The 12,888-nt window shown below is 64.2% G+C and carries 15 protein-coding genes and 1 pseudogene; 9 read left to right on the forward strand and 7 right to left on the reverse strand.

Translation table 11 applies throughout. From position 1 onward, the window contains the following. Nucleotides 1-18: 18 nt before the first annotated feature. Nucleotides 19-725, reverse strand: a pseudogene (locus MESAU_RS11135) (LssY C-terminal domain-containing protein). A 111-nt stretch (nt 726-836) separates the two neighbouring features. Between MESAU_RS11135 and MESAU_RS11140 the strand changes: the two are divergent. Continuing rightward, nucleotides 837-1,547, forward strand: coding sequence for a gamma-glutamylcyclotransferase (locus MESAU_RS11140; RefSeq protein WP_015316147.1), 711 nt, complete (start codon nt 837-839; stop codon nt 1,545-1,547). 7 nt (nt 1,548-1,554) lie between these two features. Here MESAU_RS11140 and MESAU_RS11145 read toward each other — a convergent pair whose 3' ends face one another. From MESAU_RS11145 to MESAU_RS11155, 3 genes are all read right to left on the reverse strand, one after another. Then, the gene (locus tag MESAU_RS11145; RefSeq protein ID WP_015316148.1) at nt 1,555-2,361 is read right to left on the reverse strand and encodes an extensin-like domain-containing protein; all 807 of its coding nucleotides are present in this window, start codon (nt 2,359-2,361) and stop codon (nt 1,555-1,557) included. Nucleotides 2,362-2,477: 116 nt separating this feature from the next. Further along, nucleotides 2,478-3,704: an extensin family protein gene (locus tag MESAU_RS32370; RefSeq protein ID WP_015316149.1), complete on the reverse strand. Its 1,227-nt coding sequence runs from the start codon at nt 3,702-3,704 to the stop codon at nt 2,478-2,480. Between the two features lie 17 nt (nt 3,705-3,721). Continuing rightward, a complete protein-coding gene (locus MESAU_RS11155) occupies nt 3,722-4,111 on the reverse strand; it encodes a DUF3775 domain-containing protein (RefSeq protein WP_051041255.1) in 390 nt (129 codons plus the stop codon). A 178-nt stretch (nt 4,112-4,289) separates the two neighbouring features. Here MESAU_RS11155 and MESAU_RS11160 point away from each other — a divergent pair, with 178 nt between their 5' ends. Continuing rightward, a complete protein-coding gene (locus MESAU_RS11160; RefSeq protein ID WP_015316151.1) occupies nt 4,290-4,826 on the forward strand; it encodes a tetratricopeptide repeat protein in 537 nt (178 codons plus the stop codon). 269 nt (nt 4,827-5,095) lie between these two features. Next, nucleotides 5,096-5,569, forward strand: a complete 474-nt coding sequence (greA, locus tag MESAU_RS11165; RefSeq protein WP_015316152.1) for a transcription elongation factor GreA — start codon at nt 5,096-5,098, stop codon at nt 5,567-5,569. 106 nt (nt 5,570-5,675) lie between these two features. Here the strand turns inward: greA and waaC are convergent, their stop codons facing one another. The 3 genes from waaC to rfaD are packed head-to-tail and all read right to left on the reverse strand — an operon-like array spanning nt 5,676 to nt 8,583. Then, nucleotides 5,676-6,656, reverse strand: coding sequence for a lipopolysaccharide heptosyltransferase I (gene waaC, locus MESAU_RS11170; RefSeq protein ID WP_015316153.1), 981 nt, complete (start codon nt 6,654-6,656; stop codon nt 5,676-5,678). Further along, nucleotides 6,653-7,660 carry a lipopolysaccharide heptosyltransferase II gene (waaF, locus tag MESAU_RS11175; protein ID WP_015316154.1) on the reverse strand — a complete coding sequence of 336 codons (1,008 nt, stop codon included), beginning with the start codon at nt 7,658-7,660 and terminating at the stop codon, nt 6,653-6,655. Before waaF ends, waaC begins: the two co-directional genes overlap by 4 nt. Next, nucleotides 7,633-8,583 (reverse strand): ADP-glyceromanno-heptose 6-epimerase, encoded by a 951-nt coding sequence (gene rfaD / locus MESAU_RS11180; protein WP_015316155.1) that lies wholly within the window; start codon nt 8,581-8,583, stop codon nt 7,633-7,635. The genes waaF and rfaD overlap by 28 nt, the downstream gene beginning before the upstream one ends. A gap of 143 nt (nt 8,584-8,726) precedes the next feature. On the opposite strand from rfaD, the gene MESAU_RS11185 reads away from it, so the two are divergent. The 6 genes from MESAU_RS11185 to gmhB all read left to right on the forward strand — a co-directional run bounded on the left by MESAU_RS11185 (nt 8,727) and on the right by gmhB (nt 12,886). Further along, a complete protein-coding gene (locus MESAU_RS11185; RefSeq protein ID WP_015316156.1) occupies nt 8,727-8,963 on the forward strand; it encodes a type II toxin-antitoxin system Phd/YefM family antitoxin in 237 nt (78 codons plus the stop codon). After that, complete coding sequence (locus tag MESAU_RS11190) at nt 8,956-9,369, forward strand: hypothetical protein (protein ID WP_041163331.1); 414 nt, start codon at nt 8,956-8,958, stop codon at nt 9,367-9,369. Before MESAU_RS11185 ends, MESAU_RS11190 begins: the two co-directional genes overlap by 8 nt. Before the next feature lie 42 nt (nt 9,370-9,411). Further along, a complete protein-coding gene (locus tag MESAU_RS11195) occupies nt 9,412-10,044 on the forward strand; it encodes a LysE family translocator (protein ID WP_015316158.1) in 633 nt (210 codons plus the stop codon). 136 nt (nt 10,045-10,180) lie between these two features. Further along, nucleotides 10,181-11,674, forward strand: coding sequence for a D-glycero-beta-D-manno-heptose-7-phosphate kinase (gene rfaE1 / locus MESAU_RS11200; protein WP_015316159.1), 1,494 nt, complete (start codon nt 10,181-10,183; stop codon nt 11,672-11,674). 8 nt (nt 11,675-11,682) lie between these two features. After that, the gene (locus tag MESAU_RS11205; protein WP_015316160.1) at nt 11,683-12,255 is read left to right on the forward strand and encodes a D-sedoheptulose-7-phosphate isomerase; all 573 of its coding nucleotides are present in this window, start codon (nt 11,683-11,685) and stop codon (nt 12,253-12,255) included. Beyond that, complete coding sequence (gene gmhB / locus MESAU_RS11210) at nt 12,248-12,886, forward strand: D-glycero-beta-D-manno-heptose 1,7-bisphosphate 7-phosphatase (RefSeq protein ID WP_015316161.1); 639 nt, start codon at nt 12,248-12,250, stop codon at nt 12,884-12,886. Before MESAU_RS11205 ends, gmhB begins: the two co-directional genes overlap by 8 nt. Nucleotides 12,887-12,888: the final 2 nt, after the last annotated feature.

Below are 12,888 nucleotides of genomic sequence, written 5' to 3' on the forward strand. Positions count from 1 at the left end.
CGACGACCTGACCTGCCGTCACGGCAACTGCTTCAGCACGCCGACGACCGCCTTGCCGTCGGTGAAATAAGGGTCGCCGCCGCCATTGCGGCCGCTCCGGGTGGGGCCGATGCCCGCCAGGCCGCTGGTCGAGGCCAACAGGCCGGCGGCATTGAGATCGCCGACCATAAAGTCGCGCTCGGCATCGAGGTCGGGACCGATGTGATGGGTGATGGCGCCCGTGTCATGGCTCAGACCGACGCCGCGATCGAAGCTGGCGGCACCCAGCCAGAGCGGCCTGCCATCGTCGCCAACCGTATCCGTTCGCCAAAAACGGACGTGATGGCGCCGGTCGGCACTGTCGCCGACCGGCTTTTCGAAAGCGAGTCCTGGGCGCGGCCTTCGAACAGCAGACGGCTTATCGGTGCGTCGGGATAGGGGCGGGAAAACAGGACACTTTCGCCGATGTCGATGGCGGTTCTCAAGGTGACGGCGTCGGCGGTGTCCCAGCCGGCGACGGCGAAAGCGTGCACCAGCTCCTTCTCCGTGCCGATCAGGCCGACATTGATGGGGTCGCCGGGAATGCCTTGCGACGTGTGGGTGACCATCTCGAAATGCCGATCGCGAAAGCCGCGATCACGGAATGTCCAGAATTCCGGCGCCGCGACATAGGCGAGCGCCAGATAGCCGCCCAGCACGGCCACTACCCAGATCGCAATGCGTCGCTGGAGGCTTCGTTGGCTCATAAAGGCGGCTCGATCCGAGCGCTATCTGTTGCCTGACGGTTCCCTGGAAATCAATGGCCAGAGATGAGCGGACGGTTTATCGTCAGCCATCATTTTTTCGTGGGGGCGGGAATGAAACGGAAGCCGACGGGCCCGAGAACGATGGCGTTGACCGCGGATCTTGTCGCCCGGGTCGAGCGCGTCGAACTGGATCCCGGGCCTGAGCCTGGAACGGCCGAGCACACCAACGCGGAGTTCGATGAGTTGGTCGCTCGACTGCTCGCCGAATATCGGCCCGAAATGCTATGGGTCTTCGCCTATGGTTCGTTGATCTGGAATCCCGAATTCGTTCCTGTCGAGCAGCGCCCGGCGACGGCGCCTGGATGGCACCGTTCGTTCTGCCTGAAGCTGACGCGTTGGCGGGGCACGCGCGAATTGCCTGCCCTGATGCTGGCGCTGGACCGCGGCGGCAGCTGCAACGGGATCGTCTACCGGCTTCCCGATGAAGATCATTTCGGGCAGCTCGGCCAGCTGATGCGCCGAGAAATCGATGCCAACCCACCAACCAACGTGCCCTGCTGGATCAAGGTCAAGACCAAGGAGGGTCCGCTGCGCGCTCTGGCTTTCGTCGCCGCGCCGGGTGGCAAGGCCTATGCCGGACGGTTGCCGTTGGAGCAGGTTGCGGACACGCTGGCGCGAGCCGCCGGACACTGGGGGTCGTCGGCGCAGTATCTGTTCCGGACCGTCAGCAAGCTGGAAGAAAGCGGTATTCGGGACAAGAATCTCTGGCGCATCCAGGATCTCGTGGCTCGGCAAATTATCGCGTCCACCGGTGACGCATGATCTTTTCCTACCGGCAGGCGCGGTAACCGTTCCTGCGGTTCTTGATGTCGAAATGGAAATGGTTGCGGTGGTCGTAATTGTAGCCGGGGCCGAGCACGGTGGTGAAATACTGGCAGCCGTCGGCGCGCACATTGTTGAGGAAGCCGCGGGTGCGGAAGGCGAACAGGCCGGGTTTGCGCACGTCGATGTCGTCGCCATTGTTGAGTTCGATGCTCATGACATCGAGCGCGTTGCCCTTGCCGTGCTCCGACAGCACGCCTTCGCCGGCAATGTTGCGGCAGGAGTAGCTTGAGCCCTGGTGGATGGTCCTGACGCCGGAGAAATAGCGCCAGCGGGCGGAGGGAACGAGTTCGTTCTTGGTCCAGGCGGCGAAGGTGGCGGCCATGTCGCAGGTCAGGGTCGCGGCGGGTTTCATCTCGATGCTGCCGATAGCCGTGACCTTGACCGGATAGTCGATGCCGCACTGGCCCTCATGGATCGGTGCCAGATCGGTGTAGGCGACATCGAGGCGCTTCAGCTGCTGGCGGCAATCGGTTTCGCTGGCTGGAATCTGCTCCACCGGCGACATCGGCTCGTCCATGCGCGGATAGGCGGCCTGCGTCATGTAGGGATTGGACGGAACAAGCTTCTGCATGCCCTGATATTGCGGCACGGCCGCGGTCTGCGAGCCGACATCGACGGCAGGCTGCAGCGACAGCACGCTGCCGGTGTTGCAGGCGGAAACCGCGGCCAATGCAAGACCGGCGGCCATAAGCGCCGCAGGTTTCAATTGGTGCGCGGCGGCGAGGAAAACGGCGCGAAATTTGCCGGCCATTGGCGGAATCCTACTTCTGGATATCCGGCATTTTAACGATCAAGGGTAAAGGAAAACTCAGCGTCCGCGTTCATGCCTGCGGCGGAATTGCGGCGGCGATCCTGCGTCAACCGCGTTTATTGGCAGAACGTGCCGCCATGCCGCCGGGGCTCAAGGTCGAGATGGAAGTGCAACGCGTGGTCGGCGTCGGCGCCTGGGCCGAGCACGGTCTTGAACGGGCCGCAGGCGGCCTTGCGCACGGCGTCGAGGAATTTGCCGTCTTTTTCCGGCGGCGCCGGCCCGACCTCGATCGTCCTGCCATCGGACAGCGTAAAGCTGGCAATGTCGAGCGCGTTGCCGAAAGCATGTTCCGACAGTTTGCGTGTGCCATTGCGCGGCCGGCAGACGAAGGCCGACGCCTGGCCGATCGATTTCAGGTCAGCGCCGAATTCGGCTTTAGCCGCCGGCTGGATGACGTCGGCGGCAAAACGCGCCGCCGCCTCGGCCATCGGGCAGTTGAGCTCGGTGCCCGGAGCAATCGCGATCGATTTGCCAAGCGACTTCAGCACGATGGGGTAGGGGATCGAGCAGCCGATTTCGGGGTTGCTTTCGACCTTGTGCTCCTCGAATTCGACCCCGAGTGTCTTCAGGCGCTCGCGGCAGGCGACTTCCTCAGCCGGCATCTTGTCGGCGGGAAGATCGGCCGAGCGTGGATCGGGCAGCATCTTCTCCTCGTCACCTGCTTCCGCCGGCTTTGGCGTTGGCTGCGGGGCGACGGCCGGCGGTTGAGGTTCGGGCGTCGTGGTGGCGGGCTTTGGCGTCGGCGTCGGCGCCACGGCAGGCGGCTCCGGCTCGCTTTCGGTTTCGGCTGGTGGTTCCGGTGGTTTCGGGCTTTTCTGATGGGACTCTTCGTCGCTGGGTAGATCGGGGTCCTTGGGCGGGTTGGGCGCCGCGCCGCTCCTTGGATTTTCAGCGTTCTGGTCTTGCGACTTCGGGGCGTCCACCTTCGGAGTGTCCACTGGACGTGGCTCGGGCACCGGAACATCGGCGGACGGCCGAGCATCCTGCGTTGCCGGCGGTGCCGGATTGGGCGCGAGATGCTGCCTGGCTCGCGCTCTCGACTGCCGCTTGCCTCGCGGTTTCAGCGGCTGATCGGCCCGCTGTGTCAGCGGCTGCTCCACGCGCGGGCTCAGCGGCCTATGGTGTTTGTGACGATGTCTGGCGTGGGCCGGCATGACCAGCAGAGCCGTGACGACCAAGGCCAATGCAATCCTGTACCCTCGAGAAAAGCTCAGCTTTGCCATCATCCACAAAACGGCACCGGTCGGCTGAAGTTGCCTGGACAGGCGCTTAGACCCGATCACAATCGGTTACCTCCGCGTTACGCGCCGATCGCTTCCAGTCCCTCTTCCAGCCAGTCGGCGAGCAACGGCATGCCGAGCAGGTATTTTGCCGTGCGCTTGTTGGCGCGCTCGCGTGCCGCGGTTACGGCGTCAGCCCATTCCGAGGCGTCGTAGTCGCCGCGGCCGACCCAGGCCAGCGCGATCAGCTCGGCGGCCTCGTCGATATTGAGGTCGTTGATCAGCTCGCGCAGCTCTTCCTCGGTGAGGTTTTCCGAGCTTTCCTCGGCAAGGCCGTCATGGTGGTGGTTGTCATGCGTGTCACCGTCGAACTCGACCTCGTGTTCGGCACCGTCGGCATAGTCCTCGTTGACGGCCGCGCTCAGCGCCTTGGCCTTGAGAATGAACAGCCGCACGGTATCGGGGCCGATCGTGAGATCTCAGTCCTTTTCGAGCCGTCGCTGCACGGGCCCTCTCCGTCAGTCGTTTGCCGGATGATACCGGATTTGCGGCATCCGTCACCTCATGTTCTCCAGGCGATCTTTTTCCGGGATGAAACGCGGACCGCTCGGCGTTAGTGTTGCATTGTCACACCCTCAGGAGGTTTCCATGCATAAAAGAGTGCTGATCCAGGCGGCGAGCGCGCTTATCGCTCTGCAGTTCCTTGCCGTTCCGGCGTTCGCCGCCGGCAGCAGTGGTGGTAGCGACCAGACTGTCACCCAGTGCAAGAAAGGCGAGGTCTGGGACAAGAAGAAGCAGAAATGCGTACCGCCGAAGGAAGGCATGCTGGACGACGACAGCATCTACGATGCAGGCCATGCGCTGGCGATGGCCGGCCGCTATGACGAGGCGATCTCGGTTCTCGTTCTTGCCGCCAACAAGCAGGATCCGCGCATCCTCAACTATCTCGGCTATTCGCACCGCCATTCCGGCCGCGTCAACGTCGGCCTTGGCTATTACGAGGAAGCGCTGCGCATCGATCCCGATTACACGCTGGTGCGCGAATATCTCGGCGAGGCGCATCTGCAGATCGGCGATCTGGCCGGCGCCCAGCAGCAGCTGATGGAAATCGAAAAGCGCACCGGCAAGGGTTCGCGCGAATACGGCATGCTGTCCGAGCAGATCGACCATTTCATGAGGAGCTGATCGGGCCCTCCTGATGTCTCAAAGCGGCTGCGAGCGATCGCGGCCGTTTTTGTTCGGCTCCGTCCCACGGCCGCCCCTGCTACAAAAGAAGGGATGATTTTTACAAAACCGATTTTTGGGCGTGAAAAGCCCGCAAAGATTGCTATATTCAAGGAAATTGCGGTGAAACGGTTCCGTTAGCCCGAGGCTGCCGGACCGTTTTCTTTTTGTACCCCAACGACAAGGCTTCCCCCGAAACGCGGGGGCGGCAGCAGGAAAGGTCAGGCACTATGAACAAGGTCCCGATGACAGGCGAGGGGTTCGCGTCATTGAAGGAAGAACTGCGTTGGCGCCAGCAGGAAGAGCGGCCTCGCATCATCGAGGCGATCTCCGAGGCGCGCTCGCATGGCGACCTGTCCGAAAATGCCGAATACCATGCCGCCAAAGAGGCGCAGAGCCTCAATGAAGGCCGCATCAACGAGCTCGAGGATTATATCGCGCGCGCCGAAGTGATCGACGTGACCAAGCTTAGCGGCGAAAAGGTCAAGTTCGGCGCCACCGTGGTGCTGGTCGACGAGGACACCGAGGAGAAGAAGACCTACCAGATCGTCGGCGACCAGGAAGCCGACGTGAAATCCGGCCGCATCTCGATCTCCTCGCCCATCGCGCGCGCGCTCATCGGCAAGGAAGTCGGCGACGCCATCGAGGTGAATGCGCCGGGCGGCGCCAGGGGTTACGAGATCGTCCAGGTGCAGTTCATCTGAGGGCGTCGGCTGGGCGCAGCTCCGCGCTGACAGGTGCTATTCGCGCGAGGTTGGCGCCGCCCCTGCCGGCAGGCAGATGAGGGGCAGCGCCAACCCTGCCAATCGTTCAGTCTTTCCCGGTAGTTGTCCGCCTAAGCTCTAAAAGTCGTTCAGCCTCCGCCATCACGTCCGAGGGCGTCACGCGTCTGCCACCAGGCGCCAGCAACGTCGACGCATACGGCCCGCGCGGTCCGGTCAAACCCGGCTCCGTCGCCAGGAACACGGCGACCGTCGGCAGGCCGAAGGCGCTGGCGAGATGGGTCAGCCCGGTATCGGCGCCGATGACCAGGGTCGAGCGGCCGAGGATGGCGGCGATGGCGTCCAGCGGCGACTTTGGCATCACGACCGTGGCTGGCACGGCCTTGGCGATCGCTTCGGCTACCACCTTCTCCCGTTCGTTCGACCAGGTTGTGACCGGAATCATGCCGCGCTCGACCAGCAGGCGGGCGGTTCCGATCCAGTCCTCGACCGGCCATTTCTTGTCCTCGCGGCTGGTGCCGTGCAGCAGGAACGCGGTCCTGCCGTCGACGCCGGCGATCATGCCCGCTGGCGCCACGATGCCGGAGTCGAGCGTCAAAAGGTCCGGCCGATAGCCGAGCGCCAGCCCGAACAGCCGCCGTGTCCGCTCGATGGCGTGCAGGTCGCGCGGCACCGCATAGGTGATATCATAGAACAGCGTCGCCGAGGGCTCGCGCACGCTCGACCGGTCGAAGCCGGCGATCGGCGCGCGCGCCTGGCGTGCCACCAGGGCCGACTTCAGCAGGCCTTGCGCATCGATGACGAGGTCGTAGCGGCATTTGCGCAAGGTTCGGCGCAAGGCCGCCGCCTCGCGCCAGGTGTTCGCGTCGAAGAGGTTCTTTCGCCAGCGCCTTATCGCCACAGTGTGGATGGTGCCGATAGCCGGATGCAGCGCGAGGATGCCGGCAAACGCCTCTTCCACGCACCAGTCGAAAGCGATATCGGGCCGTGCGCGGCAGGCATCCTGAAGTGCCGGAAAAGTGTGGATGACATCGCCCATCGACGAAGTCTTGACGATCAGTACCTTCATGCCGCGGCCGGCACTTCCAGCAGGCGGTCCGCTGCCGCAGCGACCTGCGCGACTTCCAATGTCTTCAGACAGTTGAGATGACCGAGCGGACAGATTTTCCGGTGGCAGGGCGAGCAGGACAGGCCGAGCCAGACCAGTTCGCGACGCTCCGCCAGCGGCGGCGTGTTTTCAGGCGAGGTCGAGCCATAGACGGCAACGATGGATGTACCGACGGCGGCCGCGACATGCATCAGCCCGCTGTCGTTGGAGACCGCGAGCCTTGCCGCCGCGATCAGGTCGATGGCGTCCTCCAGCCGCGTCTGGCCAGCGAGGTCGACGACGCCGGGGGCAAGGGCTGCGATCTCCGCCGTCACGTCGCGGTCGTTCTTCGAACCAAACAGCGCGACCTCCAGGCCCTTGGCCAAGAATTCGCGGGCAAGGCCGGCATAGCTCTCGCTTGGCCAGCGCTTGGCCGGGCCGAACTCGGCCCCGGGCATGAGGGCCACGAATTTCCGCGGCGCCAGGCCGAAACGATCGAGCAGGGCGGCCTGGTTTTTCGCGTCCACGGTCAGCCGGGGCGCGCGGAAACTGCCGCCCTGGGCGAGGCCGAAATAGGCCTGTGCGGTGCGTCGTTTCACGGCATCGGGCAACGGCACGATGTCGGTCAAGAGGCCGTAGCGCATTTCACGCAGATGGCCGAAACGGCGCGGAATGCGGGCAAAGAACGGGATCAGCGCCGACTTCCAGCTGCCCGGCAGGACATAGGCCATGTCGTAGCGGCCGCGCAGCAGACGGCCGAAACGGCGGCGATGGCTGAATTCGAGTGCGCCAGGCTTCAGCGGAAAGTCGATCTGCTGTCGGATTTCGGGCATGCGCTTGACCAGAGGTGCCGCCCAGGCGGGCGCCAGCACATCGATCGCGGCATCGGGATGGAGTTCCTTCAGCGCCGAGAACAGGCACTGCGCCATCACCATATCGCCCACCCAGCGTGGGCCGATCACGAGGATCGTTGGGCTTTCAGCCATTCGACATAGTCTCTGACGCCGGTTTCTACAGTGCGGAATTGCCCGTTATAGCCGGCCGCGCGCAAGCGGGACATATCAGCCTGGGTAAAACTCTGATAGCTGCCCTTAAGGTGGTCGGGGAAGGGGATGAACTCAATCTCGCCCTTGCCCAGCGTGTCGATGACCGTTTCGGCGATCGCACGGAACGGCTGCGCGCGGCCGGTGCCGCAGTTGAAGATGCCGCTGGCGCCGCGCTTCCACAGCCACAAATTGACGTCGGCGACATCGCCGACATGGATGAAGTCGCGGCTCTGTTCGCCCGGCCCGAAGCCATCGTAAGCGCCGAACAGCTTCGGGTTTTCGCCGCGCTCGACCTGATTGAACAGATGGAAGGCGACCGAGGCCATGGCCCCCTTATGCGCCTCGCGCGGGCCATAGACATTGAAGTAGCGCAAGCCGGCGACCTGGGAATGATCGCTGTCGAAGACCGTGCGCCTGACATAATCGTCGAAGAGTTTCTTGGAATAGGCATAGACGTTGAGCGGCCGCTCCAGCGCCGGCTCCTCGCGAAATTCGGCGCCGCCGCCATAGACCGAAGCGGAGGAGGCGTAGAGGAAGGGCACGCGCAGCGCCTGGCACGCATGCAGCAGCCGTTTCGAATAGGCGTAATTCACCTCCATCATGAACTTGCCGTTCCACTCGGTGGTGGTCGAGCAGGCCCCCTGATGGAAGACGGCCTCGACACGGCCAAGCAAGCCGGCCTCCATGCCCGACAGGAAATCATCCTTGTCGAGATAGTCGGCGATGCCGAGGTCGGCCAAGTTGGCGATCTTGTGGCCGTCGGTGAGGTCGTCGACGACCAGGATGTCGTCATGGCCTTCCGCATTGAGCGCGGCGACGATGTTGGAGCCGATCATGCCGGCGCCGCCCGTGACGATGATCATGAAGGCCTCTGGTTGCGTGCGATTCCGGTCCTTATAAGGGAGGCTGGCCGGGCTGTCGACAAAGCAGGCGGTCGCTCGGAGCTCGCCCGCTCAGGCTTGTCTGTTTTGTCCATCTTGTCTATTATGGGCAAACGGAATTTCCAGTGAAACACTATCCATCCACTGATCTGAAACAGAATCTCGGCGATGTGCTCGCGGCTGCCAGCCAGCAGCCGGTCTCCATCACTCGTCACAACAAGCCGAGATATGTCCTGATGAGCATCGAGGCCTACGAAGCGCGCTTCGGCAACGATAGCCGTCGCGTCTACGCGGCCGAGGATGCACCGCTGCAACATGTCGAGATGCTGGAGGAGTACGCCGCGGAATTGGACCGTGATTAAACCAGTGGCCGCGGACGTCTGGCGATATCCATATCTGTGGCATTGCCAACATGGAGACGGCGACACCGAAGGCCGCAAGGCGAGGCCTGTCGCCTTCGTCGCCGTTCTTCCCGGAAAAGCCGAAGGGACGAACCTTTTCATCCTTGCAATCACCTCCCCCCAGCCGGGCCGTGATCGCGTCGCGGTTGGCGTTCCTGAAATTGAACGCCGCGGCGCCGGCCTTGACGCTATCCCGCTTTGGATCATAGTCGACGAGTACAACCACGATATTCTGGAATCGTCGGCTTATTTCGAACCGGGTGCGCGTATCGGCGCATTCAGTCCGTCATTCCACAAAAAAGTCATGTCGGCTTTCATGGCAACTGTTCGCGCAGGCCAATCCAAAGCCATCCCACGGGCTGACTGAAAGGCCTGCAATCGGACAGGGCAGGAGCATGAAGGACAAGAAATGCCGCCGACCGAACTGCTGATCGCGTTTTTCGCCACTACGGCGATCTTCGCCTACATTCCGGGCCCCGCCATGCTTTATGCCGCCGCGCAGACGATGGCGCGGGGGCGCTGGTCGGGGCTGACGGCGGCACTCGGCATTCATCTGGGCGGCTATGTCCATGTCTTTGCCGCCGCCGCTGGCCTGTCGGTGCTGTTCCACGCCGTGCCGCCGCTCTACATGGCCGTCAAGCTGGTCGGCGCGCTGTACCTGATCTGGTTGGGTATCTCGCTGTTTCGCAAGCGCGTGGAGGGCGACGTGGCGCTGCCGGCGATCACCCGCAAATCGGCCCGCCGGGCGTTTTTCGAGAGCATCACCGTCGAGGTACTCAATCCCAAGACCGCGATCTTCTTCATGGCGTTCCTGCCGCAGTTCATCAATGCCTCGGCGGGGTTGCCGGTCTGGGTGCAATTCGTGGTGCTGGGCACCATCGTCAACCTGATGTTCTCGTCGGCCGATGTCGTGTGCGTGTTCCTGGCCGGCCTCGTGATCGGCCGGCTGCGGCGTTCGAGCCGTGCGCAGCGGCTGATGCAGAAGGCCGGCGGCGCGGTGCTGGTCGGGCTGGGCGTCCACGTCGCCTTGCAGAAGGCCTGACCTGTCCGGGTTTGCCTCCGCCCCGGCGTTGCGTTGGTGCCCAATTGCGGTATATCGGCAGGCATGACCGGCCGGCCTCGCAAATCTGGTGTTTCGACCTATCTGAGATCGGCGTTACCCGCGCGTGGCAGATGACATGATCAAGCACAATCCGCCTTCACCCGAACCCCTGCACCGCGCCATTGCGCGCTTCGGCGACGTCGCCGTGCTGGTGGTCGGCGATATCATCCTCGACCGCTTCGTCAATGGCGTCATCGAGCGGATCTCGCCGGAAGCGCCGATTCCGGTGCTGCATGGGCGTGGCGAAAGCTCAGCGATGGGCGGCGCCGGCAACGTCGTGGCCAACATCGTCTCGCTTGGCGCGCGCGCCATTCCGGTCTCGGTGATCGGCACCGATCCCGCCGGTGACAGTCTGGTGCGGATGCTGGGCGAGCTTGGCGCCGAGACAGTGGGCCTTTCACAGCAGCGCGGCCGCATGACCTCGTCAAAGAGCCGCTTCAGCGCGCTCAACCAGCAGGTGCTGCGTTTCGACGAGGAAGAGATCAAGCCGCTCGGCGAAGCGGAACGGGCGGAACTGATCCGCCGTTTCCGGAACGCATTGCAGCAGGCCGACATCGTTATCCTGTCCGATTACGGCAAGGGCATATTGCTGGACGGCGTCGCCGCCGAATTGATCGCCATCTGCCGTGAAGCGGGTAAGCCGGTGCTGGTCGACCCGAAGGGCCGCGACTACGCGCGCTACGCCGGGGCGACCGCCGTCACCCCCAACCGCAAGGAGCTTGGCGAGGCCGTCGGCCATGCGGTGTTCGCCGATGACGAGATCGTTGCGGCGGCACGGGAACTGATTGCGGCGCATGGCTTCGACTTCGTCGTCGCCACGCGCAGCGAGAAGGGCATGAGCGTGGTCGGTCCCGACGAGGCGAGCCACATCGCCACCCAGGCACGTGAGGTGTTCGATGTCTCGGGCGCTGGCGATACGGTGATCGCGAGCTTCGCGCTGGCGCTTGCCGCCGGTGCCGATCCTGTCGCCGCTGCCTCCATCGCCAACGCCGCCGGCGGCGTCGTGGTCGGAAAACGCGGCACCGCGCGACTGAGCGTCGAGGAACTCACCGGCGCGCTGTTCCGCTCGCACGGACCGACCGCGCACAAGGACGCTATCCTGGACGCCACTTCGGCCGCGCGCATGGTGGCGGGATGGAAGGCGGAGGGCCTGAGCGTCGGCTTCACCAATGGCTGCTTCGACATCCTGCATGCCGGCCATGTCAGCCTGCTACACGCGGCGCGCAGCCAGTGCGACCGGCTGGTGCTCGGCCTCAACAGCGACGCCTCGGTGCGACGGCTGAAAGGGCCGGGCCGACCGGTCAACGACCAGCATGACCGCGCCTGCGTGCTTGCCGCGCTCGCTTCGGTCGATGCCGTCATTGTCTTCGATGAGGATACGCCGCTGGCTCTGATCGAGGCGCTTCTGCCCGACATACTGGTCAAGGGCGCCGACTACACGGTCGACACCGTGGTCGGCGCCGATGTGGTGCAAAAGGCGGGCGGGCGCGTCGTTCTGGTCGATCTCGTCGCCGGCAAGAGCACCACTGGCACCATCGGCAAACTGCGCGCCGGCGGCGCCACCAACTGAGGGAATTCATGTCCGAATTGAACGACTACCTGGTCCGCTCGGCGGCCGCCATCACCGCCACGGTAGAGCGAGATCTGACCGGCGAAATGGACCTTGCGGTGAATGCTGTCGTGGCGGCGCTTTCCCAGGGAAAGGCCTTGCTGGTCTGCGGCAATGGCGGCTCGGCCAGCGACGCCATCCATATCGCCACCGAACTGGTCGGTCGCTTCCTGAAGGAACGCAAGGCCTACAATGTGATCGCTCTGCCGGCCAACGCCGGGATGCTGACCGCCTGGGGCAATGATTACGGCTTCGACACGGTGTTTTCGCGCCAGGTCGAAGCGCATGGCGCCGCGGGCGGCGTGCTTTTGGCAATCTCGACCAGCGGCAATTCGCCGAGCATTCTCGCCGCGGCCGAACAGGCGCGCATGATGGACATGACGGTGATCAGCCTGACCGGCGATACCGGCGGCAAGCTCAAGCCGCTCACCGACATCCTGCTCAACGTCCCCTCGACCTCGACGCCGATCATCCAGCAGGGGCATCTGTGCCTCTATCACTATCTGTGCGAGGTGGTCGAAGCGCGCCTGTCGAATGGCTGACGAAACAGCGCCGTTTCCGCTGGCCGAGCCGGGCTTGTGGGTCCAGCGGATCGGCGGGCGGGTTTTCCCCGCGCGCTCGCCGGCGCTGTTCCTGGACCGTGACGGCACCATCAATGTCGACACCGACTATCCCAGCGACCCGGACGAGATAGAACTCAGGCCGCAGATGCTGCCGGCGATCGCCGCCGCCAACCGGATCGGCATTCCGGTGGTCGTGGTCACCAATCAGTCCGGCATCGCGCGCGGCTATTTCGACTGGGGCGTCTTTGCCGCGGTAAACGACCGCGTGCTCCATTTGCTGGACAGGCAGGGCGCGTTCGTCGACATGGTGCTGGCCTGCGCCTATCACGAGGCGGGCGTCGGGCCGCTCGCCATAACGGACCATCCGATGCGCAAGCCCAATCCGGGCATGCTGATCGAGGCGGGCAGGCGCCTTGATCTTGACCTCCAGCGCTCCCTGATGGTCGGCGACAAGCTGGCCGACATGCAGGCGGCCCAACGCGCAGGGCTGGCACAGGGCTGGCTGGTCGACGGTGAGGCGGCGCTTCAGCCTGGCTTCGCCATCAGGCGCTTGCATGACGACCACGATCTCGGCGGCCTGCTCGCCGCCATCGACGCGCTCGGATCGTAGGG

It is taken from the genome of Mesorhizobium australicum WSM2073 (assembly GCF_000230995.2).
Lineage (GTDB): Bacteria > Pseudomonadota > Alphaproteobacteria > Rhizobiales > Rhizobiaceae > Mesorhizobium > Mesorhizobium australicum.